The organism is Serinicoccus chungangensis, from assembly GCF_001483745.1.
Classification (GTDB): Bacteria; Actinomycetota; Actinomycetes; order Actinomycetales; family Dermatophilaceae; genus Ornithinicoccus; species Ornithinicoccus chungangensis_A.
In genome coordinates this window covers 605,740-629,260 of the sequence record NZ_LQBL01000028.1, presented here as the reverse complement: position 1 = coordinate 629,260, position 23,521 = coordinate 605,740, and the positions used below count along the sequence as shown (strand labels likewise).

Below are 23,521 nucleotides of genomic sequence, written 5' to 3'. Positions count from 1 at the left end.
CACCCCGCGCAGCCCCTCGTCGGCCTGGTCATGGGCAGCGACAGCGACTGGCCGGTGATGGAGGCCGCGGCGCAGGCGCTCGAGGAGTTCGAGGTGCCCTTCGAGGCCGACGTCGTCTCGGCGCACCGCATGCCGACCGAGATGATCGACTACGGGCGCACCGCCGCCGACCGTGGGCTGCGGGTCATCGTCGCCGGCGCCGGTGGGGCCGCCCACCTGCCCGGGATGCTCGCGTCGGTCACCGTCCTCCCGGTCATCGGGGTCCCGGTGCCGCTGAAGCACCTGGACGGCCTGGACTCCCTGCTCTCGATCGTGCAGATGCCGGCCGGGATCCCCGTGGCCACCGTGTCGGTGGCGGGTGCCCGCAACGCCGGTCTGCTGGCGGTGCGCACCCTGGCGGCCGGCGAGGGCGAGCGGGCGCAGCGGCTGCGCGAGCGGCTGGCGGTCTTCGCCGACGACCTGCGGGACCAGGCGCACGCCAAGGGCGAGCGGCTGCGCGCCCGTCGGGTCGGGCCGCCGGTGGACTGAGCGCGGCGTAGGGTCGGGCCATGCGCTTCGGACTCTTCGTGCCCCAGGGCTGGCGGATGGACCTCGTCGGCATCCCCCCGCAGCAGCAGTGGGGGGCCATGCTCGACGTGGCCCGGCACGCCGACGCCGAGGAGGGCTGGACGTCGGTGTGGGTCTACGACCACATGCACACCGTGCCCGAGCCGAGCGAGGAGGCCTGCCACGAGGCCTGGACCCTCATGGCCGCGCTGGCCGCGACCACCGGCCGCGTGCGGCTGGGGCAGATGTGCACCTGCATGAGCTACCGCGAACCGACCTACCTCGCCAAGGTCGCCGCCACCGTGGACGTCATCTCGGGTGGCCGGGTGGACATGGGCATCGGGGCGGGCTGGTACGAGCACGAGTGGCGCGCCTACGGCTACGGCTTCCCCGGCGCGGGCGACCGGCTGGCGCGGCTGCGTGAGGGTGTCGACGTCTTCCGGCAGATGTGGACCACCGGCACGGCGACGCTGGCCGGCGAGCACTACCAGGTCGACGGGGCGATGTGCTTCCCCCGACCCCTGCAGGGCAGCACCGAGGGGTTCGGCGGCAGCCCGCGCAACGGCATACCGGTGTGGGTGGCCGGGGGCGGGGAGCGCAAGACGCTGCGCATCGCCGCGGAGTATGCCGACGCCACCAACTTCGACGGCAGCCCGGAGGGGTTCGAGCACAAGTCGGCGGTGCTGGCCGAGCACTGCGCCGCGGTGGGCCGCGACCCCGGAGAGATCGTCCGCAGCGCCAACTACAACGTCGTCATCGGCCGGGACGCCGGTGAGGTGGAGCAGCGGCTCGCCGACGTCAGCGAGCGCTACCGGCGCGCCGGGCTCTCGGAGGAGGCGGCCCGCGGCCAGGCCGAGAGCCTGCGGACCCAGCCGCTCGTCGGCACCCCCGAGCAGGTCGCCGAGACGCTGCAGGGTCTGGAGCGGCTCGGCATGACCTACTTCCCCGAGGCGGCCTTCGACACCTCCGGCATCGAGCTCTTCGAGAGCGAGGTCATCCCCGCTCTGGGCGGCTGACGCGCGCGTCAGGCTCTGCTCCGTGGGCCGGTACGCTGCCCCCATGGGCATGAGCACGAGCGAGTTCGACCTGTTCCGGATCAACGAGGATCACGAGGCCCTGCGCGAGGCGGTCCGCGAGGTGGCGGACGAGCAGATCGCGCCGCACGCCGCCGCCGTCGACGAGGAGGGGCGCTTCCCCGACGAGGCGCTGAGGGCGCTCGTGGCCACCGACTTCCACGCCCCGCACATCGCCGAGGAGTACGACGGGGTCGGCGCCGACGCGCTGGCCACCTGCATCGTCATCGAGGAGGTCGCCCGGGCCTGCGCGAGCAGCTCGCTCATCCCGGCGGTGAACAAGCTCGGCACGATGCCGCTCGTCCTCGCCGCCAGCGAGGAGGTCAAGTCCCGCTACCTGCCGGAGGTGGCCTCGGGCCGGGCGATGTTCTCCTACGGGCTCTCCGAGGCCGGAGCAGGGTCGGACACGGCCGGGATGACCTGCAAGGCGGTCGCCGACGGCGACGACTTCGTCCTCACCGGGCAGAAGTCCTGGATCACCAACGCGGGGGTCAGCGAGTACTACACGGTCATGGCCGTCACCGACCCCGACGGTCCCCGCGGGCGCAACGTCACCGCGTTCGTCGTGGAGAAGGGGGACGAGGGGTTCACCTTCGGGGCGCCGGAGAAGAAGCTCGGCATCAAGGGCAGCCCCACCCGGGAGCTGCTCTTCGACGGGTGCCGGATCCCGGCCGACCGCATGGTGGGCGGCCTGGGGGAGGGCCTCAAGATCGCCCTGCGCACCCTCGACCACACCCGGGTCACCATCGGCGCGCAGGCCGTCGGCATCGCCCAGGGGGCGCTGGACTTCGCCCTCGGCTACGTCAAGGAGCGCCAGCAGTTCGGCCGGTCCGTCGCCGACTTCCAGGGCGTGCAGTTCATGCTCGCCGACATGGGGATGAAGCTCGAGGCGGCCCGGCAGATGGTCTACGTCGCCGCGAGCAAGTCCGAGCGCGGCGACGACGACCTGCCGTTCTTCGGGGCGGCGGCCAAGTGCTTCGCGTCCGACGTCGCCATGGAGATCACCACGGACGCGGTGCAGCTGCTCGGCGGGTACGGCTACACGCGGGACTTCCCGGTGGAGCGGATGATGCGGGACGCCAAGATCACCCAGATCTACGAGGGGACCAACCAGATCCAGCGGGTCGTCATGGCGCGCCAGCTGCTGCGCGGCTGAGCCCCCGGCGGTCCTAGCCGTCGTCGCCGTCGCCGGTGTTCTCGCTCTGGTCGTCACCGTCGGCGGGCTCGTCCTCACCGTTCTCGTCGGCGGGCTCGCCGCCCTCGTCCTGCGCCTCCTCGGTCGGCTCGCCCGACCGGCTGCGCTCCACGGCCTGCCGCACGGAGATGCGGGCCTGTCCGTCCTCCCGGCCGATCCCCAGCGTCTCCTGCTGCTCGATGACGACGGGGCCGTAGGTGTAGGTGACGACCGCGTCCACCTGGGCGGTGCCGTCGTCCCGCTCCTGCGCCCTCAGGTCGGCGACCGAGACGGCGTCCAGCCCGTCCGCGATGTCGGGGGCGATATAGGCCGACGGGGTGGTGAGCTGCTGCGCCGCCGCGAGCCCCTCCTGCTCGAGCGTCGTGTAGAACTCCTCGGCGAGGCGCTGCGCCTCCTGGGCGCTGACCGGCGTCCCGGGTGCCTGCGACGTCGGCCCGGGGTCGGCCGTCGGTCCACCGGGACCCTGGTCGGGACCGGTCGCGATGCTCCAGACCAGCCACCCCAGCAGCAGGGTCAGCGGGACGGCGAGCAGCCACCCCAGCCACACGCCGCGCCGGGGCGTGCGGCGGCCACGACCACCGCGGTCGTCGGTGCCCTGCGGCCGGGGCTCCCGGTGGTAGCTCGGCGGACGGCCCGCGGGGGCGTCGGTGGGGGCGCCGGCACGAACCGGGTCCGGGGTGGGCCGGGGGAAGGAGCGCGTGGGGTCCGCCTGCGGCACCGCCTGGGTGTGGTCCGCCTCACGGCCGGCCGCAGCACCCGCGGCGGCCCCGGCGGCAGCGCCCGCGGCGGCCCCGGCGGCCGCCGGGCCCACGCCGCGGGTGCCCCTGTCCTCGTCGCGATCCCCGCCCTGCGCGACGGCGCTGAGCTCGCGGGCCGCCCGCGCGGCGTCCCAGCGCGTGCCCGGATCGGGGTCGAGCATGCCCTCGAGCGCCGCCGTGAGGGGCCCGGCGTGCTGGGGCGGGCGTGGATCCTCGCGGGCGATCGTGTGCAGCTGGGCGACCGCGTTGGGCCGCTCGTCGTAGGGCCGGCGACCCTCGACGGCCGAGTAGAGCGTGGCGCCCAGGGCCCAGACGTCCGAGGCCGTGCTCGGCTCCTCGCCGCGGGCGAGCTCGGGGGAGAAGTAGGCGGCGGTGCCCGACACGAATCCGGTCCGCGTCAGCTGGGGGTCCTCGTCGGCCCGGGCGATGCCGAAGTCGGTGAGCTTGGCGTCGTGGCCCTCCCCGCCGGTGAGCAGGACGTTGGCCGGCTTGACGTCCCGGTGCAGGATGCCGGCGCGGTGGGCCGCGGCCAGCGCGGTCGCCATCTGCGCACCGATGGCGGCGACCTGCGCCGGCGGGAGCCGACGGCCGTCGCTGATGAGCTCGGCCAGGGAGGGGCCCTCGACGAACTCCATGACGATCCAGGGGGAGCCCTCGTGCTCGAAGGCGTCGTAGACGCGCACGACGTGCTGGTGGGCCAGCGTCGCGCTGGTGCGGGCCTCGCGGAAGCCGCGGCTCAGCAGCACCTCGGTGTCCGGCTCGCCCCCGACCTGCTTGAGGGCGACCTGCCGCCCGAGGTTCTCGTCGGTCGCGAGCCACACGTGCCCGCCCCCACCGCGGCCGAGAGTACGGACGATGCGGTAGCGCCCGGCCACCAGCGTGGGGTCCTGCGACGCCGGAGCGGGAGCCGTCGTCTCCGCCTCGGGGTCCGTCTCGTGCGGGTCCGCCATGGTCACCTCCGATCAGCGCAAGGGTAGCCCGACGGGGCTCAGGGCTCGACAGTGATGGCCTGCCCCTGCCGGAGCGCGGTGAACAGCTGGCTGGCCCCCTGCTCGTCCCACAGCACGGTGCTGCCCACCTCGGTGGGGTAGTTCGTGTCGGCGACGGGCACCGTCACCGAGTTGCCCTCGCCGGCCGCGACCTGCCGCATCGCCCAGGCCATCCGGCCCGCCTCGAGCATCGACGTGTCGTCGCCCAGGCTCAGGGCCGACCCGGTGGCGGTGCCCACGTCGTGCAGCCGCCAGGGCACGAGCACGGTGGCGGGGGTGAGCATGCGGTCGACCAGCGCGGAGAGGAACTCGCGCTGGCGCTCCATGCGGCCGAGGTCGCCACGCGGGTCGCTGTAGCGCATCCGGACGTAGCCCAGGGCCTGCTCGCCGGCCAGCTCCTGGCACCCCGCGGGAAGGTCGATGTGCGCCTTCTCGTCCGCGATCGGCTCGTCTAGGCACATCTCCACGCCTCCCACCCCGTTGACGACGTCGACGAAGCCGCCGAAGCCGATCTCCAGGTAGCCGTCGACGGGGAGGCCGGTCGCCCGCTCCACGGTGTCCACGAGCTGCTCGGGACCGCCGTTGGCATGGGCGGCGTTGAGCTTGTTGAACCCCCCGTCGCGGATCTCGACGTAGCTGTCCCGGGGCAGGCTCACCAGGGTCGGCTCACCGAAGGTGGGCACGTGCAGCAGCATGACGGTGTCCGCCCGGTGGCCCTCGGTGAACCCGGTGCCGAACTCGCCGCGCTGCTCGTCGGTCAGGGCCTCCCGGCTGTCCGTGCCGACCAGGAGGTAGTTGTCCCCGTTCGCCACGGGCGGGCGGTCGGCCACGTCGGGGGTGGCGTCGATCCGGTTGACGCTGCCCCAGACCAGGGAGACGACGACCACCATCGAGACGAGGTAGGCGACCACGCCCAGCGCCAGCAGGGCGGCGGTGCGACGCAGGGCGTAGCGCGGCCGACGCCGCCGCGGCGGGGGAGCGGTATACCGGTCCCGGCCGTCGCGCCGCTCGTGCCCGGCGGCGCGGTCCTGCTCGTCGTGGCGGTCGCGCCCGTGCCACGCCTGCTGCGGGTCGTCGTCCCGCTCGTCCGCGCGGTCCTGCCAGGCGTCGTGCTCCCAGGCGTCCTCGCGGTCCCGGTCGGTCCGGTCGACGTAGGGCAGCGGGATCCGCTCCGTGGCGTCGGGGTCGTGACGACGGCTCCCCCGCGGGGTGCGCGGCATGGGGCGGGTCCAGTCGTCCTGTGGATGGTCGGGCACGGGACCCAAGACTACGTGCTCGACCTTGCCCCGGGCTGGGAGTGCCGCACCGTCGCGCGCGTCCGTGACCCGGGTAGCCTCGCGGCGTGAGCTCTGCGTCCCGGCCCGTCTCCGCCGCCCCCGTGTCGGTCGTCATGACCGTCCTCAACGAGCAGGAGCACCTGCCGCAGGCGGTGCGCTCGGTGCTGGCCCAGGACTACCCGGGGCCGATGGAGGTGGTCGTCGCGGTGGGCCCCAGCCGCGACCGGACGCAGGAGGTCGCCGACGGGCTCGCGGCGGCCGACGACCGCGTCCGGGTGGTCCCCAACCCCTCGGGACGCACCCCGGACGGCCTCAACGCCGCCGTCGCGCAGGCACGGCACGAGATCGTCGTCCGGATGGACGGGCACGGGGAGCTCAGCGAGGGCTACGTCCGGCGCGCCGTCGAGATCCTCGAGGAGACCGGCGCCGCCAACGTGGGGGGCATCATGCTGGCCGAGGGGACGGGCGCGATGCAGGAGGCGGTGGCGCTGGCGATGCGCTCACCGCTGGGCATGGGTGCCGAGCGCTTCCACGTCGGCGGTGAGGCGGGCCCGGCGGACACCGTCTTCCTGGGCGTGTTCCGGCGCGAGTGGCTGCGCCGGGTCGGGGGCTACGACCCCGCGTTCAGCCGCGCCCAGGACTGGGAGATGAACCATCGGATCCGGCAGGCCGGCGGCACGGTGTGGTTCACGCCGGAGCTGACGGTGACCTATCGCCCCCGGTCCACCTTCCGCGACCTCGCGCGGCAGTTCTACGGCAGCGGGCAGTGGCGACGGCAGGTGGTGCGCCAGCACCCGGACTCGGTCAACGCGCGCTACCTCGCGCCGCCGGTGACCCTGGCCCTCATCGCCCTGGGGGCGGCCGGCGGGCTGGCCTGGCGGCCGCTGTGGGTGCTGCCGCTGGGGTATGCCGCCGCCGTCACCGTCGGTGGGGCCTGGGTCGCGCGGGGTCACGCCCCCGAGGTGGTGGCGCGGATGCCGGCCGTCCTGACGACCATGCACCTGACGTGGGGGGCGGGCTTCCTGCGCGGCCCGCAGCGCTGAGGCCGGCTCAGGCCGGGGGCGCGGGCTCCGGGGTCGGCTCGTCCAGCGCGATCCGCAGCGGTGGCCCGGTCTTCTCGACCACCTCGTCCACCTCGACGCCGGGCGCCAGCTCGCGCAGCACCAGTCCCTCCGGGGTGACGTCGATGACGGCGAGGTCGGTGATGATGCGCTGGACCACCTGCAGCCCGGTGATCGGCAGGTCGCACTCGTCGACGATCTTCGCCGAGCCGTCCTTGGCGACGTGGTCCATGAGCACGACGACCTTCTTGGCGCCCATCACGAGGTCCATCGCCCCGCCCATGCCCTTGACCATCTTGCCCGGGATCATCCAGTTGGCGATGTCGCCGGCCGCGGAGACCTGCATCGCGCCGAGGATCGCGGCGTCGACCTTGCCGCCGCGGATCATCCCGAAGCTGGTCGCGGAGTCGAAGAAGCTGGCGCCGGGCCGGACCGTGACCGTCTCCTTGCCGGCGTTGATGAGGTCGGGGTCCTCGTCCCCCTCGTACGGGTACGGGCCCACCCCGAGGATGCCGTTCTCGGACTGCAGCACCAGCTCGACGTCGTCCGGGACGTAGTTGGGCACGAGGGTCGGCATACCGATCCCGAGGTTGACGTAGTCGCCGTCGTGCAGCTCGGCGGCGGCCCTGGCCGCCATCTCCTCACGGGTCAGCGGCATGGCTCAGGCCTCCTGGTCGGTCGTCGCGGCGGGGCGGGGCCGGGTGGTCCGCTTCTCGATGTCCTTGTCGGCGGCCTGCTCGGCGGTGAGGGGCAGCACCCGCTGCACGTAGATGCCGGGCAGGTGCACCTCGTCGGGGTCGATCTGCCCGGGCTCGACCAGCTCCTCCACCTCGGCCACCGCGACCTGGGCCGACATGGCGCAGAGCGGGTTGAAGTTGCGGGCCGCCTTGCTGAAGACGAGGTTGCCGTGCCGGTCCCCCCTGGCCGCCCGGACCAGCGCGACGTCGGCGAAGATGGCGTGCTCGAGGACGTGGTCCCGGGCGTGCCCCCGCACCTCGAACTCCCGCTTCTCCTTGGCCGGGGACTCCGTGACCACGGTGCCCTCGCTGTCGTAGCGCCACGGCATACCGCCCTCCGAGACCTGCGAGCCGACACCCGTGGGGGTGAAGAAGGCCGGGATGCCGGCGCCGCCGGCGCGCAGCTTCTCCGCCAGGGTGCCCTGCGGGGTCAGCTCGACCTCGAGCTCGCCGGAGAGGTACTGGCGCGCGAACTCCTTGTTCTCCCCGACGTAGGAGGCGATGACGCGCCGGATCCGACCCCGGGACAGCAGCAGCCCCAGGCCGGCACCGTCGACGCCGCAGTTGTTGGAGACGACCTCGAGGTCCGTGGTGCCCTGCTCGAGCACCTGGTGGATGAGCACGGTGGGGATGCCCGAGAGCCCGAACCCGCCCACCGCGACGGTCATCCCGTCGGTGAGCCCCTCGAGCGCCTGCGCGGCGGAGGCGACGACCTTGTCCATGCCCGCGAGGCTACCGGTCGGTCGCAGGCCGCCCGCCGCCGGTCCCCGGGCGGTGGTCGACGCCCTCGGCCCGCCAGCGCGGGTCGTCCTGCGTCGCGGACCCGCCGTGGACCAGCACGGCGGAGGCCTGGCGGTCCAGGAGCTGGAGCACCTGGCGCACGAACATCCCGGGATCGCCGGTGGAGAGCAGCGTCCGGGCGCCCTGCGGCACGTCCGGCAGCCCGGTGAGGAGGTCGGCGTAGGTGACGCGCTCCCCGGCGCTGACGAGCGCCGTGTCCCCCTCCTCCGCCTCGTCCCACGCGGTGAAGTCGTCGGCGTAGCTGGCGAGCTCGGCCGCCTCGTCCAGGACCCCCGAGCGCAGCTCGCCGTCGAAGCGGCGGGCCAGCGCCGGCAGCGACACCGCGACGACCTCGTCGCAGTCGTCCGCGACGGGGGCGTCGGGGTGGGCGGTGACGAGCACGTCGGCCCCCTCGTGGGCGTCCACGGTGAGGGTCGCGCCCACCGACCACACGGCCAGCGCCCAGTAGGCCAACCGCCAGTGCGGGGCGGGCAGGTCCACGAGCACCACCGAGCCCGGCTGCACGTCGAGGCCCTCCTGGAGCGCGTTCGCGGCCTTGGCCACCCAGGTGCCCAGGACCTTGCGGGAGATCTCGATCCGCTCCCCGGCGCCCTCGGGACGGTCGTCGTAGTAGGTGAGAGCCGGGCGGGTGGCGTCGGCGGCGACGGCCCGAGCGAGGATCTCGTGAGGAAGCTGCACGACGCCCACGCTAGCTGCTGCCCTTGCGTCCGGGGCAACCAGCGAGGCAGGGTTGCGGGTCGTGGACACGGCCCGGCACCGCGTATGGCGCCCGCTCGCCCCTCTCGACGTGGGGGCGACCTGGGGAACCCTGCGCCGCGGGGCGGGGGACCCGACCTGGCAGGTCGGGGGCGGCGTGCTGTGGCGAGGGGTGCGCACCCCCCAGGGCCCGGCCACCCTGCGGCTGCCCCGTCGACCGGCGGACGCCCCGGTGGCCGCACGGGCGTGGGGCCCGGGGGCGGAGTGGGTCCTGGAGCACCTCCCGCGCATGCTGGGGGAGGAGGACGAGCCGGACGGGTTCGTCCCCGTCCACGAGCCGGTCGTGCAGGCGCTGCGGCGGCACCCCGGCTGGCGGGTGCCCCGCACCGGGCTGGTGCTGGAGTCGTTGGTGCCGGCGGTGGTGGAGCAGAAGGTGACCGGGCAGGAGGCGTTCTCGGGGTGGCGCCGGGTGGTGCAGCGGTTCGGCGAGCCGGCACCGGGCCCCGGGGCGGGGCTCGGCCTGCGGGTGCCGCCCGCGGCGGCCACCCTCCTCGCGGTCCCGTCCTGGGAGTGGCTGCGTGCCGGGGTGAGCCCGCAACGGGCCGACACCGTCCTGCGGGTGGTGCGCGTCGCCGCCCGCCTCGAGGAGTGCGCCGCGCTGCCGCACGCGGCGGCGCGGGCCCGGCTCACCGCCGTCCCCGGGGTCGGGGTGTGGACCGCCGCCGAGACGGCGCACCGTGCCCTGGGCGACCCGGACGCCGTGTCCTTCGGGGACTACCACGTCGCCGCCAACATCGGGTGGGCCCTCACCGGCCGACCGGTCGACGACCACGGGCTGGTGGAGCTGCTGCGGCCCTACGCGGGGCACCGATACCGCGTGCAGCGCCTGCTCGAGCTCTCCGGGGCCATGCGCCCGCGCCGGGGGCCGCGGATGGCCCCGCGCACCCACCTGCCGGTCACGCGTCCCCCGTCCCGCTGACGACGTCGACCTCCGCCCGCAGGTCCTCGCCGGCCAGCGCCACCTCCAGCCGCGCGGCGACCCTGCCGGCCAGCACCGGGTCCGGGGCCCGCACGACGAGACCGTCGGCCACGGTGCCGGTCACCCGGGCGCCCGCGTGCCCCAGCAGCGCCAGCGCTGTGGCGCGCCCCGCCCGCTGCTGCACCGACTCGGGCACCACCCCGGGCAGGCCGACCTCCTGGGCGGCGGTGCTGCCCGGAGGGGCGCCGAGCGCCGCGCGGACCGCCTCCCGGTGACCCAGGGCGAACCAGTCGCCGGGTCCGGTGCGGACCAACGGGCGTGCGCCCCCGCCCGGGCCCTCGAGGACGAGCGCGTCCAACCCCCGCACGAGGACCGCCCCGACGCCGCTCGCCTTGCCCTTGACGAGGTCGGCCGCGGCCGCGAGCTCGTCCGCGACGGCGCGGCTGGTCACCGACAGGGTCCGCCCGTCGGCGTCGGGCGCCCCCCGGAGGTCCTCCAGGACGACCATCCCGCAGGCGCCGAGCGCCAGGTCCGTCTGCCCCTCCCTCCACGGCCGCCCGGCCGTGTCCGTGAGGAGGAGCCCGAAGCGGGGGCCCTGGTCGTCGAGCCGGTCGCCGACCAGGTGCGCCCGCACGGCCCGGTGCAGGTCCGCGGCCGCCCGGTCCGGGTCGCGGGGGAGCACGAGCACCGCGTCCTGCGCCCCGGTGTTGCTGGCGTCGACCCCGGCCGCGGCCAGCACCGGCCCGGCGACCGACTCGACGACCTGGGTCAGCCCGGAGGGGGTGACCCGCTCGGCCACCACGCGCACGGTGTGCTCGCGGACCACGTCCAGCCGGTCCACGGGCGCCGCGTGCCGCAGCCCGAGCGCCTTGGAGACGAGCTTGCTGGACACGACCACCACGTCACCGTCCTGCACCCCGCCCCAGCGGTCGGCGGCGCCGACCAGGGTCCCGGCCAGGTCGAGGCCCTCCGTCACCTCGGGGATGCCGGTCAGCGGCAGCACGTGCAGGGCGTCGGGCCCCGCCACGTCAGCCCCGACCCGCGGTCGCGCCGAGCAGCTCGCGCCCCAGCTCGAGGGCCGCCCCCGCCAACCGGGCCGCCCCCTCCTGGTCCCGCATGAGCAGGTCGAGAGACCGGACGCGCAGCCCCGAGGGGTAGTCGGCGGTGGCGGGGTCGTCGGCGGTGTCGACGAGCCAGCCGTCCAGGAAGTCGGCGTAGAGGCCGGCGACGCCGGCGGCGCTGACCTCGACGCCCAGCGGCCGCAGGCAGGCGTCGGCATGTCCCCGGACCGGGCGTCCCCCCAGGAGCGGGCTGACCCCGACGACGGGGGCCCGGGTGCCCCGCAGCGCCTCCCGCACGCCGGGGACCCCCAGGATGATCCCGATCGAGACGACCGGGTTGCTCGGCGGCAGCAGGACGAGGTCGGCCGACCGGATCGCGTCGAGGACCTGCGGGGCGGCCGAGGCCTGCGCCAGGCCGGCCACCGTGAACCGGTGGGCCGGCAGGGCCGCGTGGTGGCGCACCCACCACTCCTGGAAGTGCAGGGCCTGCTCCCCGCCCTCGTCGTCGTCGACGACCACGTGGGTCTCGATGGGGGTGTCCGTCGCCGGGAGGAGCCGCACCCCCTGCTGCGGCAGCCCCCACCGCGCGGCCAGCCGCTCGGTGACCTGGCTCAGGGTGAGGCCCTGCGCCAGCCATCGGGTGCGGGCCAGGTGGGTGGCGAGGTCCCGGTCCCCCAGGGTGAACCACTCCGGCCCCACGCCCAGGGCGGCGAGCTCGCCCGCGACCTCGGTCGTCTCGTCGGCGCGGCCCCAGCCCTGCGCCTCGTCGACGGCGCCGCCCAGGGTGTAGAGCAGGGTGTCCAGGTCCGGGCACACGCGCAGCCCCACCAGCGTGATGTCGTCGCCGGTGTTGCCGACCACGGTGACCTGGGACCGGCCGTCGGAGCCGTCGTGGCCGTCGTGGGGGAGCGCGGCGAGGAGGCCGCGGGTGAAGCGGGCGCCGCCGACGCCGCCGGCCAGAACGGTGATCTGCATGTCGGTATTGTCGGACCCGCCGCGGCGTCTAGCAGATGCGGGGTTGACTCCAGCGGATGACACGCGTGTAATTCAGGTGTTGCGATCTTGCGCCGGAGCACCTTCGGCCGCGGGGGCGTGGCCGGCGGCAGGTGTGTAGGCGAGAGGTCGAGGAGGAGCCATGCACGAGCTGGAACTGATGTCCATGATGCACGGGATCGACGAGACGGAGGAGATGTCCTGGCAGGAGCGGGCGCTGTGCGCGCAGACCGATCCTGAGGCGTTCTTCCCGGAGAAGGGCGGGTCCACCCGCGAGGCCAAGAAGGTGTGCGTCGGGTGCGAGGTCCGGGCCGAGTGCCTGGAGTACGCCCTGTCCAACGACGAGCGCTTCGGGATCTGGGGCGGGCTGTCGGAGCGGGAGCGGCGCAAGCTGAAGAAGCGCGCGGTCTGAGCGGCCGCTGCGCGCCGGTCGGGCGGACCGACCCGGTGGCCACGGACCCAGCCATGTCCACGACAGCCGACCCGCCCCCGCCCGGCGCCCGCCCGGCCCGCGCGGCGGTGGACGATGTGCGGGTCGTCCTGCTGGGCACCGGGGCGGAGGACCCGGACGACGGGTATGCCCGGACGCTGCGGGCGGTCGTCGGGCAGGAACGCAGGCCCGCGGGGGTGCTCGCCGTGCTTCCGGACCCGGAGGGGGAGCGGGCCGCAGGGCTGCGGGGGCTGGCCGCCGAGCTGGGGATCGGGCTGACCCTCGTCGAGCACGCCGGTACCGACCGGGACGCCCAGGTGGACGCGGCGCTGGACCGCCTGCCCTCCGGTCCGGGGCGGTGGCTCTGGTTCCTCACCCCCGGCGCGGTGCCCGAGCCCGGGGCGCTCACGGCCCTGGTCGGCGCGGCCCGACGCAGCAGCCGGGTCGGGGTGGTCGGACCCAAGCTGGTCCGGACCGACCAGCCGCGGCTGCTGCGCTCGATGGGCCACCACCTCACCCCCGCGGGCCGCGTCGTGGACCCGACGGTGCGGGCCCTCGTCGACCAGGGGCAGCTGGACCTGCGTCAGGACGTCCTCGGGGTCCCGCTGAGCGGGTCGTTGGTGGACCGTGACCTCCTCGGCCGGATCGGCGGTCTGGACCACGCCTTCGGCGCCGACGGCGTCGACGGGCTCGACGTCGGGTGGCGGGCGCACCTGGCCGGCCACCGGGTGGTCGTCGCCCCTGACGCGGTGGTCCGGCTGGACGACGCCGGCCTCGGGGTGGAGGACCCCCTGCGCACGCGCATCCGCACCCGACAGCTCGCCCTGGCCCGCGGCCCGGCCTGGGTGGCGCCGTGGCGGTCGCTCGGGGTGCTGCTCACCAGTCTGGCGGCGGCCCTGCTGCTCCTGCTCGTCAAACGCCCTGCCGAGGCCGCGGGGGAGTGGGCCGACGTCCGGGCCGTGCTGGCGCCGGCCCGCGGCTGGGGGGCCCGCCGCCGGTTCCGCCGGGCGCGGACCGTGGCCCCTCGCGACCTGGCCGGCCTGCACGAGCCCCGCGACGCCGGGTGGGGGGCGACCCTGGAGACGGTGGGAGAGGCGCTGGACCCCCGTTCCCGCCGGGCCCGGGGGTCGGGGCGGCGGCGCGCCACCGCGGGGTCCACCGACAGCGGCCCGGTGTCGGAGGAGTTCGACGAGCTCGCGGGGGAGGGGCGCGCTGCGCGCTGGTGGAGCTGGCCGCTGGTCGCCGCCGCCACCCTCACCCTGCTGCTGACCGCGTGGTGGGCCAGGGGTCTCTGGGGCGGCCTGGACCCGGGCGGCGCCGGCTGGGTCGGCGGGGAGCTCGGGCCCGGGGTCGGCGACGCCGCGGCGCTGTGGTCCTCCGCGGTCGACGGGTGGCGCGGGGGCGGTCTCGGGCACGACGACCCGCCGCAGACCTGGCTGCTGCCCCTCGCCTCCCTGGCCGCCCTGACCGGCCTGCTGCCGGGAGCAGGGCGGGACACCGCCGGACCTACCCTGGCCTGGCTCCTCGCGCTCGCCCCCCTGCTCAGCGTCGTCACGGCATACCTCGCGCTGCGACGGGGCACCTCCCGGCGGTGGGTCCGCGCCGCCCTCGCGCTCGGCTGGGGTGCGGCGGCCCCCCTCGCCGCGGCCACCGGCGAGGGTCGCGTGGGCCCGGTCGTGGTCCACGTGCTCGCGCCCCTGCTCGTCGCGGGGCTGCTGGTGATCGCGCACCGGGGCCGGGGCACCCGGCGGGCCGCCGCCGCCTTCGCGACCGCCCTGGGGCTGGCCGTGGCCGCGACCTGGGTGCCCTCCGTCCTCGTCGTCGCCACCGTCGCGGGGGCGCTGGTCCTCGTGCTCGGTCGCGGCGCGGCCCGCTGGCGCGGGGCCGTCGTGCTCGTGCTGCCGTGGCTGCTCCTGCTGCCCTCGTGGGGCACCCTGGCCGCGCACCCGCTGCGGCTCCTGGGCGGTGCCGGTGCCACCACCGCCACCGTCGAGCTCCCGTCGCCCTCCGCGCTCTGGCAGCTCCTCCTGCTGCAGCCGACCGACGTCGGGGCGCCAGGCCTGGCGCTGTGGCTCGCCGCGACCTGGTGGGTGGCGGCCCTCGGTGGGCTGCTCGCGCCCGGTCGCGCCGGGCGACGGGTCGGCGCGCTCGTGCTCGGCGCCCTCCTCGCCGTCGGCGCCGCCCAGCTCGCGGCCCGGACCGCGCTGGGGGTGCTGGAGCCGGGGCACCCGGAAGAGGGGCTGCTGGTCACCCTGTGGACGGGTCCGGCGCTGTCGCTGGCGGGAGCCGCGCTGCTGCTGGCGACCGCCACCACCGTGGACCGTCTGCTGCGACCGGGCGGCGTCGGCCGGTGGACCCGCCCGGCGGTGCTCGCCGCGGTCGTGGTGCTCGTCGCCCCGCTCGCCGCAGCCGTGTCGGCGCCGTGGACCGCCCCGCGACCGGCCCTGGAGGTCGCCGGGCAGCCGCTCCCCGCCGTCGCCGTCGAGGAGGCCCACGGCCCGGGTGCCGTCCGCACCCTCGTGCTGCGTCCGGAGGGCGCAGGTCTCGTCGTCGACCTGCGAGGGGCCGAGCCGGAGCCGGCCCGCCTCCAGCGCGACCGGACCGTCGAGCTCGCCACCCCCACCCCCCGGCCCCAGCAGCGGGTGGTCGAAGGGGTCGTCGAGTCCCTCGTCGGCGGTGCTCCCGCCGACCAGGCGCAGGCCGAGCTGCTGGACCTCGGGGTCGGCTACGTCCTGCTGGAGTCCGACGACAGCCATCCCTCGGTCCCCCAGCTGGACCGCATCTCGGGGCTCGGGCGGGTGTCCAGCCCCACCGGCTCGGTCCTGTGGCGCATGGTCGACGGTGATCCCGGGCGCAGCCGGGTGCTGGACGAGGCGGGGGAGAGCGTGGCCGTCCTGACCGCCGACGGCCCGCACGGCGCCGCCTCGGGCCGGGTCGACGTGCCCGCCGGCGGGTCCCTGGCGGTCGCCGAGCCCCCCGGGTGGGCGCAGGTGGCGCAGGTCACGGTGGACGGCCGTGAGGTCGCGGTCGAGGACCCCGGCCGGGTGCCCCTGCCCCAGGGTGAGCACGTCGTCGAGGTCGAGCTCGGGCGTCCGGGCCTGGGGGCGCTGGTCCTGGCCCTGGTGCTGGGCGCCGTGACCGCGTTCCTCGCCCTGCCGGTGGGACGGACCGAGGACGAGCCGGAGGAGACGACGTGAGCGCTGACGACGGGTCCCGTCGGGTCGGGTGGCTGCGGCCGGCCCTGGCGGCCGCGGCCGTGGCCGCGCTGGCCTGGACCAGCACGGTGCCGGGAGGGTGGGGCGCCGGCCAGGGTGGGACGCGGGCGACCGGGCCGGGCTCAGCCGGCGAGGACGTCGGCGGCTCCTCCGGCGCGGCCACCGCCGGCACCTCCGGCGACGCCGCCGCGGACGCCTCCCCCGAGGGGGAGCAGGCCCTGGTCGAGCAGGCGGCCCTGGCCTGCGCGGGCCGTGACGGACTCGCGGGCCGGGCGCTGGCCGTCACCGCGCCCGAGCAGCTGCTGGTCGAGGACGGGCCCGGGGAAGGCAGCCTGCAGGTGCTCGGGCCGCAGGGGGCCGCTGATCCCGTGCCGCTGGGCGAGGCGGCCGCGGGCGTGCCGCTGGCGGCGGGGGACTCGGCGCTGGTCTCCGCCACGGGCGGCGACGCCGCGGGCCTGGTGGCCGGCCAGGTCCTCGTCGGCGTCGGCACGGAGCAGACGGGCACGTCTCCGCGCGGCGCGGTCCTGTCGGGATGCGTGGCGCCGGCCGAGGACCAGTGGCTGCTGGCAGGGGGCGCCGAGCCGGGGCGGACCGAGAGCCTCGTCCTGACCAACCCCGGGGCCGACCCGGTGCGCGTCGACGTGGAGCTGCGCGGCGAGGCCGGACCGGTCCGGGTCACCGGGGGCGCCGGGCTCGTCGTTCCCGCCGGTGGACGGCTGGTGCGACCCGTCGACGCGCTGGCGGACGGGGTCCAGGCGCCGGCCCTCGGGGTCCGGGCCGAGGGCGGGCCGGTCGCCGCCCAGCTGGTCGAGACCTACCGGGACGGGACCACCGAGCTCGGGACGAGCGTGACCTCCCCCGCCGCCGCACCCGCCCGGGACCTCGTGGTGCCCCCCGTCCCCTCGGGGGAGGACGGGAGGGACCTCGTCCTGCGCGTCCTCGCGCCGGAGGGGGCGGCCGTGGTGGAGCTGGGCTCGGTCACGGGGACGGGCCCGGCGACACCCGACCCCGCCGCCGTGCGGGTGCCGGCCGGGTCCACGGTGGACGTCCCGCTCGCGGCGCTGGACGAGGGTGCGGCAGGGCTGCGGCTGAGGGCGGACGCCCCGGTCACCGCGTCGCTGCAGGTCCGGCTCGCCCCCTCCGGGGACGAGCCCCTCGAGGGTGCCCAGGAGGACGGCGGCACCGGGACGGACGAGGCGGCAGCCACCACCGGGGCGCCCGACGCGGCCACGACCACGGAGCCGGCGGACGGCTCCGCGGCCGACGATCCTGAGGTGGTGCGTCCCGCGGGCGACCTCGCCTGGCTGCCTGCCACGGCCCTCGCCGCGGGGCCGCTCGGCATCGCCGTGCCCGAGCTCACCGACGTCCCGGGGGCCCGCGTGGAGCTGTCGCTCGCCGCGCTGGACGCGACGACCGCCGAGGTCCTCCTGCAGACAAGCGAGGGTGCCACGACGTCGCGGACCCTCGACCTGGCCAACGACACGAGCGCGCTGGTCGAGGTCCCTGCCGGGACCTCGGCGGTGTGGGTGCGCCCGGCGGGCCCCACGATGCCGGGGCTCGCCGCGGCGCTGCACCTCACCGGCCAGGACGACCTCGGCCCCTACCGCGCGGCGACGACCCTGCGGCCCGTCCCGTGGACCCGTGAGGTCACCACGATCACCAGCGTCGTCCCCTAGACCAGGTCGTCGGGGTCCCTGCCCAGCATGCGCGCCACCTGCTCGACCACGACCTCGGTGACGAGCGAGGCCAGCTCGGTCTCGTCGACCGCCCGGTGCTCGACCGGCCGGCGGTAGACGACCAGGCGGGCCGGGACGCCCCGCTCGGCCGGGAACAACCGACCGAGCGCGATGCCGTGCTCCCACGGCGCGGGGTCCGACGGCGGGACCTCCTCGACGGCCAGCTCCACCCCCAGGGGCGCGTCGAGCCGCCGCTCCAGGGTCTCGGCCGCGTCGAGGACGAGCTCGTCGAAGCGGTCCCGTCGGGTGCGCATGACCGGGACGCCCGGCCGCGCCAGCGGACCCCTCATCCCGTGCCCTCGCCGGTCCCGGTGCCTGCTCATGGTCGCGACCCTAGGCCACCGGGCAGCAGTCCCGCCCGCCACGGGGTGGCAGCACGGGTTGGTGGGTGCGGGCGCCTAGAGTGTCGGGCGTGACCCTCACTCGCCAGTGCTCGAAGACGGCGTGCGTCCGCCCCGCCACGTCGACGCTCACCTACGTCTACGCGGAGCAGACCGCCGTCATGGGGCCCCTGGCGACGTATGCGGAGCCGCACAGCTACGACCTCTGCGAGGAGCACGCCACCCGGCTCACCGCCCCCCGGGGGTGGGACGTCGTGCGCCTGGAGCTGCCCGAGGGCGAGCCCCGCCCTCCGGTCGACGACCTCGCGGCGCTGGCCGACGCCGTCCGGGAGCACCGCGGCACCATCGTGCGGGTCGACCAGGACGCCGCCCAGCGCGAGGGCGCGACCGTCACCGAGATCGCCCGTCGGGGCCACCTGCGCGTGCTCCGCGACCGCTGACGGGGTCGGTGGAGGAGCACGGCATGCAGGTCGCCGACGTCATCACGGCCTACGACATCCGGGGCCGCGTCCCCGGACCCCTGACCCCGGAGGTCGCCCGGGCCCTGGGCGCCGCCTTCGCCCAGGTCGGCGTCCTGCCGGAGGGGCACCGGGAGATGGTGCTCGGGCGGGACATGCGGGAGTCCTCACCCGCGCTCGCCGACGCCATCCTCGAGGGAGCCCGGTCCCAGGGCGTGGACGTCACCGTGCTCGGGCTGTGCTCCACCGACGCCCTCTACTACGCCAGCGGGTCCCGCGGCCGGCCCGGTGCGATGGTGACCGCCAGCCACAACCCGGCGGGCTACAACGGGATCAAGCTGTGCCGCGCCGGGGCGCGTCCCGTGGGCCAGGAGTCCGGGCTGGGCGAGGTCAGGGACCTCGCCCAGTGGCTGCTCGACCGCGGTGACCTGCACACGCTGCCCGCCGGTCCTGCGGGGACGGTCCGGCAGGCGGACGTCCTGCCGGACTACGCCGCCCACCTGCACTCGCTGGTCGACCTCGAGGGCATCCGCCCGCTGCGCCTGGTGGTGGACGCCGGGAACGCCATGGCCGGCCTCACAGTGCCGGCCGTGCTCGGGATCGAGGGTCTGCCGATCAGCGTCGAGCCGCTCTACTTCGAGCTCGACGGCACCTTCCCCCACCACGAGGCCAACCCTCTCGACCCCGCCAACCTCCGCGACCTGCAGGACGCCGTCGTCCGGACCGGTGCGGACCTCGGGCTGGCCTTCGACGGGGACGCCGACCGGGTCGTCCTCGTGGATGAGCGTGGCGTCCAGGTCCCGGCCGGTGCGGTGGCCGCCCTCATCGCGACCCGCGAGATCGCCCGCGACGTCGCCGCGGGGAGCAGCCCGGGCGACATCACGGTCGTCCACGGCTCGGTCGTCTCCCGGGGCCTCGAGGAGGCGGTCGCGGGCACCGGGGCCCACCTGGTGCGCTCGCCCGTCGGCCACTCCTTCGTCAAGGAGCGCATGGCGCGGCACGGGGCGGTCTTCGGGGCCGAGCACTCGGCCCACTACTACTTCCGCGACTTCTGGTATGCCGACAGCGGGCTGCTCGCGGCGCTGCACGTGCTGGCCGCACTGGGCCGGCACCAGGGCACCCTGTCCGCCCTGCTCGCCCCCCTCGACCCCTACGCCGCCTCCGGCGAGATCAACAGCGGGGTGGAGGACGTCACCGCCGCCACGGACCGGGTCCGCGACTGGGCCCGCGCGCACGGGGCCCGTGAGCAGGCGGGCGACGGGTTGCTCATGAGTCGAGACGACGCCCCCTTCTGGTGGGTGTCCCTGCGGGCCAGCAACACCGAGTCGCTGCTGCGGCTCAACGTCGAGGCGCAGGACGGTGAGACCATGGTCGGCGTCCGGGACGCCGTCCTGGCGCTCGTGAGACAGGAGGCCTGAGATGGCGCGACCGGAGTACGACCCCTGGGTGCGCAGCATCCTGCGCTGCCCGGTGGGGCGGCACGAGCTCCTCGACCGGACCGACGAGCACGGCGCGCCCGTGCTCGAGTGCGCCGAGGACTGCGACGGGCCGGGGCGGCGTCGGCGCTACCCCTGGCGCGACGGCATACCCGTCCTCCTCGTCGACGACGCCCACGTCGTCACGGTCACCGACTGAGCCGCGGCGGAGGTCACGTGCCCTACATCGACGAAGCGCTGCTCGACGACCCGGACGAGCTGGCGCGCAAGGACTCCCGGGAGACCCTGCGGGCGCTCGCGAGCGCCGGCGCCCAGGTGCGCGAGGCGATGACGCTGACCGAGGAGGCCGGCATCGACCGGCTGGCCCGCAGCGAGCGGCCGAGGTCGGTCCTCGTGGCGGCCATCGGTGGCTCCTCGATCGTCGCCGAGGTCCTGGAGCTGCTCGCGGAGCCGGGCTCACCGGTCCCGGTCCAGGCCCGGCGCAACCTGCCGCTCCCGGGGTGGGTGGGCCCGATGGACCTCGTGGTCGCCGTGTCGCTCTCCGGGCGCGCGCCGGGGCCGTTGGCCGTCGCCGCCGAGGCTGCGCGCCGCGGGGCGATGCTGCTCACCGTCGGGGCCGACGACTCCCCCCTGGCGCAGGTGTGCCGGCGCGCCCGGGGGGTGCACGTCGGGGTGGGCAGCGGAGGGCGCACCAGCTCGCGCACCGCCCTGTGGACCCTGCTGACGCCGGTCCTCATCGGTGCCGACCGGCTCGGCCTGCTCGAGGCCTCCACGGACATGGTGGTCGGGGTCGCCGACCGGCTCGACACGCGCGCCGAGGAGTTCCGGCCCTCCTCGGACGCCTTCGTCAACCCTGCGAAGGTGCTGGCCGTGCAGCTGGCCGAGACGGTGCCGGTGGTCCTCGGCGACGGTCCGTTGGGTGGTGTGGCCGCGGCACGCGCCGCCTCCATGCTGGCCCGGACGGCGCGCATCCCGGCGACCTTCGGCGAGCTGCCCGACGCGGCCAGCGGCATCGTCGCCTGCTTCGACGGGCCCTACACCGCCATCGGCGGCCGCCGCCCCGGCACCTACGACGACGCCCGGATCCGGCTGGGCGACATCGACACCTCGCGCTGGGAGCCGCACCACTTCGACGAGCCGGAGGGCGAGCTCATGGAGCGCGCCACCGGCCCCGGTGACGGGGGTCGACGGGACGACCTCTTCGCCGACCCCTACCTCGACGGCCCGGCCCCGCCGCGGCTGGGGCTGCTCATGCTGCGCGACGCGCCGGCCGAGCCGCCCACGCGGGAGTCGGTGCAGGCGGAGGCCCTCACCGATGCGGTGCTCGCCACCGCTCGCGAGGCGGGCGTGCGGGTCATGGAGGTGCAGGCCGAGAGCGGGCCGCCGATCGTGCGCCTCGCCGACCACGTGGCCGCTGTGGACTTCGCGGCGACCTATCTCGCGATCGGCCTGGGACTGGACCCCTCGGTCTCGCCGCACGTCGCCGACCTGCGGGACCGGACGCGGTGAGCGGCCCGGACCCGGCGGCCGGCGGGGAGCGGGGCGAGGACCCAGTGGCCGACGGGGAGCGGGGCGAGGACCCAGTGGCCGACGGGGAGCGGGGCGAGGACCCGGTGAGCCGGCACAGCCGGTCGCGGCGGGACCTGGAGCAGGGGATCGAGAGCGACTTCGGGCGCAACCTCTCCTACGGTGCCTACCTCGACCTGCCCACCCTGCTGTCGGCGCAGCATCCGCGCGCCACGCCTCCCCAGCACGACGAGCTGCTCTTCATCATCCAGCACCAGACGACCGAGCTGTGGCTGCGCCTGGTGATCCACGAGCTGACCAGCGCCTGCACGCTCCTGGGCGCCGACGACCACCGGCAGGCGCTCAAGCGGATCGCCCGGGTCAAGCACATCCAGGCCTCCATGACCGAGCAGTGGTCGGTGCTCGCGACGCTCACCCCCAGCGAGTACGCCCGGTTCCGGGCCTTCCTCGCCACCGGATCCGGTTTCCAGAGCTGGCAGTACCGCGCGGTGGAGTTCATGCTCGGCAACAAGAACGCCGGCATGCTCCCGGTCTTCGCCCACGACGAGGAGCAGCACGCCGAGCTGGTCCGGCTGCTGCACCGGCCGAGCCTCTACGACGAGGTGCTGGCCTGGCTGGCCCGGCGCGGGCACGCGATCCCCGCCGAGGTGCTGGAGCGTGACGTCTCGGAGCCCTACCACTCCCACCCGGGCGTCGTCGAGGCGCTGGGGCGCGTCTACGCCGACCCCCAGCGCTTCTGGGCGGAGTACGAGACGGCCGAGGAGCTGGTCGACCTCGAGGACAACTTCCAGGTATGGCGCTTCCGTCACCTCAAGACGGTGGAGCGCATCATCGGCAGCAAGCGGGGCACCGGGGGATCGAGCGGGACCCCGTTCCTGCGCCGCGCCCTGGACCTGACCTTCTTCCCCGAGCTCTACGACGTGCGCTCGGCCATCCAGGACGTCGAGCCCGAGGGCTACCACGGAGGTGACGGGCGTGGCTGATCCCGACCTGCGGCGCGCGCAGGAGCTCGACGCGCAGGACCCGCTGGCGCGCTTCGTGCCCCGCTTCGAGCGGGCCGAGGGCGTGGTGTCCTATCTCGACGGCAACTCGCTGGGCCGCCCCGTCGCCGGGGCCGCGCAGGAGATGGAGCGCTTCGTCCGGCAGGAGTGGGGCACCCGCCTCATCCGGTCCTGGGACGAGGGGTGGATGCGCTGGCCCGAGGAGGTCGGCGACCTCGTCGGCGCCGCCGCCCTGGGTGCGGCCCCCGGGCAGACGGTGGTCGCCGACTCGACCACCGTCCTGCTCTACAAGGTGCTCCGGGCCCTCGTGGACCACCAGCTCGCGACGGACCCGGCACGCCGCGAGCTCGTGCTCGACACCGACAACTTCCCGACCGACCGCTACGTCGCGGAGGGCGTGGCGGCCGAGCGCGACCTCGTCCTGCGGTGGATCGACGCCGACCCGGCCGCCGGGGTGACCCCGGAGCAGGTCGCGAAGGTCGTCGGCGACAGCACCGGGGTGGTCCTCCTCTCGCACGTGGCCTACCGCTCGGGCTTCGTCGCCGAGGCGGGCCGCATCACCGGGCTGGCGCACGACGCCGGCGCCCTCGTGCTGTGGGACACCAGCCACAGCGCCGGCTCGGTCCCGGTGCGGGCCGACGAGTGGGGCTGGGACGCCGCCGTGGGGTGCGACTACAAGTACCTGTGCGGGGGCCCGGGCGCGCCGGCCCACGCCTACCTCGCCCGCCGCCACCACGACCTGCCGACGCTGCAGCAGCCGGTGCAGGGCTGGATGGGCCGTCGCGACCCCTTCCGCATGGAGCAGGGCTACCAGCCCGCCGCGGGCATCCGGGCCCTCGTGAGCGGCACTCCGCCCATCATCGGCATGGTGCCGGTGCGCCTGGGTGCCCAGCTGCTCGCCGAGGCCGGCATCGAGGAGGTGCGGCGCAAGTCCCTGCGCCTCACCGACTTCGCCTGGTCCGTCGTGGAGTCGTGGCCCACCGAGCTGGGCGTCGTCGTCGCCAGCCCACGGGCGCACGAGCGGCGGGGCGGCCATCTGACGCTGCGCCACCCGGCCTTCGAGGCGGCATACCCCCGGCTCTGGGAGCGCGGGGTGATCCCGGACTTCCGATCCCCGGACGGGCTGCGGCTGGGCCTGTCGCCGCTGTCCACCACCTTCGTCGAGGTGTGGCACGGGCTGGACGCCGTCCGGGAGGAGCTGCAGCGCTGAG

22 protein-coding genes are annotated in these 23,521 nt (G+C 75.9%); 14 read left to right on the top strand and 8 right to left on the bottom strand.

The window, feature by feature from the left end; genetic code table 11:
* Positions 1-30: 30 nt before the first annotated feature.
* The 3 genes from purE to AVL62_RS11260 are packed head-to-tail and all read left to right on the top strand — an operon-like array spanning position 31 to position 2,775.
* The gene (gene purE / locus AVL62_RS11270) at positions 31-528 is read left to right on the top strand and encodes a 5-(carboxyamino)imidazole ribonucleotide mutase (protein ID WP_058891830.1); all 498 of its coding nucleotides are present in this window, start codon (positions 31-33) and stop codon (positions 526-528) included.
* A gap of 20 nt (positions 529-548) precedes the next feature.
* On the top strand, positions 549-1,562 hold the full coding sequence (locus tag AVL62_RS11265; protein ID WP_058891697.1) for an LLM class F420-dependent oxidoreductase: 1,014 nt from the start codon (positions 549-551) through the stop codon (positions 1,560-1,562).
* Between the two features lie 49 nt (positions 1,563-1,611).
* Positions 1,612-2,775, top strand: coding sequence for an acyl-CoA dehydrogenase family protein (locus tag AVL62_RS11260; RefSeq protein ID WP_058891829.1), 1,164 nt, complete (start codon positions 1,612-1,614; stop codon positions 2,773-2,775).
* A 13-nt stretch (positions 2,776-2,788) separates the two neighbouring features.
* Here AVL62_RS11260 and AVL62_RS11255 read toward each other — a convergent pair whose 3' ends face one another.
* A complete protein-coding gene (locus AVL62_RS11255) occupies positions 2,789-4,522 on the bottom strand; it encodes a serine/threonine-protein kinase (RefSeq protein WP_058891696.1) in 1,734 nt (577 codons plus the stop codon).
* Positions 4,523-4,560: 38 nt separating this feature from the next.
* Complete coding sequence (locus tag AVL62_RS11250) at positions 4,561-5,817, bottom strand: LCP family protein (RefSeq protein ID WP_058891695.1); 1,257 nt, start codon at positions 5,815-5,817, stop codon at positions 4,561-4,563.
* 86 nt (positions 5,818-5,903) lie between these two features.
* On the opposite strand from AVL62_RS11250, the gene AVL62_RS11245 reads away from it, so the two are divergent.
* Positions 5,904-6,881 carry a glycosyltransferase family 2 protein gene (locus AVL62_RS11245; RefSeq protein WP_327282126.1) on the top strand — a complete coding sequence of 326 codons (978 nt, stop codon included), beginning with the start codon at positions 5,904-5,906 and terminating at the stop codon, positions 6,879-6,881.
* A gap of 7 nt (positions 6,882-6,888) precedes the next feature.
* On the opposite strand, the gene AVL62_RS11240 is transcribed toward AVL62_RS11245, so the two are convergent.
* The 3 genes from AVL62_RS11240 to AVL62_RS11230 are packed head-to-tail and all read right to left on the bottom strand — an operon-like array spanning position 6,889 to position 9,115.
* Positions 6,889-7,557: a 3-oxoacid CoA-transferase subunit B gene (locus AVL62_RS11240; RefSeq protein ID WP_058891694.1), complete on the bottom strand. Its 669-nt coding sequence runs from the start codon at positions 7,555-7,557 to the stop codon at positions 6,889-6,891.
* A gap of 3 nt (positions 7,558-7,560) precedes the next feature.
* Positions 7,561-8,358: a CoA transferase subunit A gene (locus tag AVL62_RS11235; protein ID WP_058891693.1), complete on the bottom strand. Its 798-nt coding sequence runs from the start codon at positions 8,356-8,358 to the stop codon at positions 7,561-7,563.
* 10 nt (positions 8,359-8,368) lie between these two features.
* Positions 8,369-9,115: a TIGR03089 family protein gene (locus tag AVL62_RS11230; RefSeq protein ID WP_161937880.1), complete on the bottom strand. Its 747-nt coding sequence runs from the start codon at positions 9,113-9,115 to the stop codon at positions 8,369-8,371.
* 61 nt (positions 9,116-9,176) lie between these two features.
* Here AVL62_RS11230 and AVL62_RS11225 point away from each other — a divergent pair, with 61 nt between their 5' ends.
* A complete protein-coding gene (locus AVL62_RS11225) occupies positions 9,177-10,112 on the top strand; it encodes a DNA-3-methyladenine glycosylase family protein (protein WP_058891827.1) in 936 nt (311 codons plus the stop codon).
* On the opposite strand, the gene AVL62_RS11220 is transcribed toward AVL62_RS11225, so the two are convergent.
* Both AVL62_RS11220 and cofD read right to left on the bottom strand, forming a co-directional pair.
* Complete coding sequence (locus AVL62_RS11220; protein WP_201023253.1) at positions 10,090-11,139, bottom strand: coenzyme F420-0:L-glutamate ligase; 1,050 nt, start codon at positions 11,137-11,139, stop codon at positions 10,090-10,092. The two genes, AVL62_RS11225 and AVL62_RS11220, sit on opposite strands and share 23 nt — an antisense overlap.
* 1 nt (position 11,140) lies before the next feature.
* A complete protein-coding gene (gene cofD, locus AVL62_RS11215; protein WP_058891691.1) occupies positions 11,141-12,148 on the bottom strand; it encodes a 2-phospho-L-lactate transferase in 1,008 nt (335 codons plus the stop codon).
* A 160-nt stretch (positions 12,149-12,308) separates the two neighbouring features.
* Here cofD and AVL62_RS11210 point away from each other — a divergent pair, with 160 nt between their 5' ends.
* Genes AVL62_RS11210 through AVL62_RS11200 form a run of 3 tightly spaced genes read left to right on the top strand, consistent with a single transcriptional unit; the run spans position 12,309 to position 17,487 of the window.
* A complete protein-coding gene (locus AVL62_RS11210; RefSeq protein WP_058891690.1) occupies positions 12,309-12,578 on the top strand; it encodes a WhiB family transcriptional regulator in 270 nt (89 codons plus the stop codon).
* Positions 12,579-12,631: 53 nt separating this feature from the next.
* Positions 12,632-15,793, top strand: coding sequence for a glycosyltransferase (locus tag AVL62_RS11205; RefSeq protein ID WP_083518885.1), 3,162 nt, complete (start codon positions 12,632-12,634; stop codon positions 15,791-15,793).
* A complete protein-coding gene (locus AVL62_RS11200) occupies positions 15,790-17,487 on the top strand; it encodes a DUF5719 family protein (protein WP_058891688.1) in 1,698 nt (565 codons plus the stop codon). The genes AVL62_RS11205 and AVL62_RS11200 overlap by 4 nt, the downstream gene beginning before the upstream one ends.
* Here AVL62_RS11200 and AVL62_RS11195 read toward each other — a convergent pair.
* On the bottom strand, positions 17,484-17,870 hold the full coding sequence (locus tag AVL62_RS11195; protein WP_058891687.1) for a metallopeptidase family protein: 387 nt from the start codon (positions 17,868-17,870) through the stop codon (positions 17,484-17,486). The two genes, AVL62_RS11200 and AVL62_RS11195, sit on opposite strands and share 4 nt — an antisense overlap.
* A gap of 89 nt (positions 17,871-17,959) precedes the next feature.
* Here AVL62_RS11195 and AVL62_RS11190 point away from each other — a divergent pair, with 89 nt between their 5' ends.
* From AVL62_RS11190 to AVL62_RS11165, 6 genes are all read left to right on the top strand, one after another.
* The gene (locus AVL62_RS11190; protein WP_058891826.1) at positions 17,960-18,328 is read left to right on the top strand and encodes a DUF3499 domain-containing protein; all 369 of its coding nucleotides are present in this window, start codon (positions 17,960-17,962) and stop codon (positions 18,326-18,328) included.
* Positions 18,329-18,351: 23 nt separating this feature from the next.
* On the top strand, positions 18,352-19,764 hold the full coding sequence (manB, locus tag AVL62_RS11185; RefSeq protein ID WP_058891825.1) for a hypothetical protein: 1,413 nt from the start codon (positions 18,352-18,354) through the stop codon (positions 19,762-19,764).
* Position 19,765: 1 nt separating this feature from the next.
* Positions 19,766-19,981: a Trm112 family protein gene (locus tag AVL62_RS11180; RefSeq protein ID WP_058891686.1), complete on the top strand. Its 216-nt coding sequence runs from the start codon at positions 19,766-19,768 to the stop codon at positions 19,979-19,981.
* 17 nt (positions 19,982-19,998) lie between these two features.
* Positions 19,999-21,291, top strand: coding sequence for an SIS domain-containing protein (locus tag AVL62_RS11175; protein WP_058891685.1), 1,293 nt, complete (start codon positions 19,999-20,001; stop codon positions 21,289-21,291).
* A gap of 104 nt (positions 21,292-21,395) precedes the next feature.
* On the top strand, positions 21,396-22,292 hold the full coding sequence (locus AVL62_RS11170; protein WP_058891824.1) for a tryptophan 2,3-dioxygenase: 897 nt from the start codon (positions 21,396-21,398) through the stop codon (positions 22,290-22,292).
* Positions 22,276-23,520, top strand: coding sequence for a kynureninase (locus AVL62_RS11165; RefSeq protein ID WP_419177489.1), 1,245 nt, complete (start codon positions 22,276-22,278; stop codon positions 23,518-23,520). Before AVL62_RS11170 ends, AVL62_RS11165 begins: the two co-directional genes overlap by 17 nt.
* The last annotated feature ends 1 nt before the right edge of the window (position 23,521 follow it).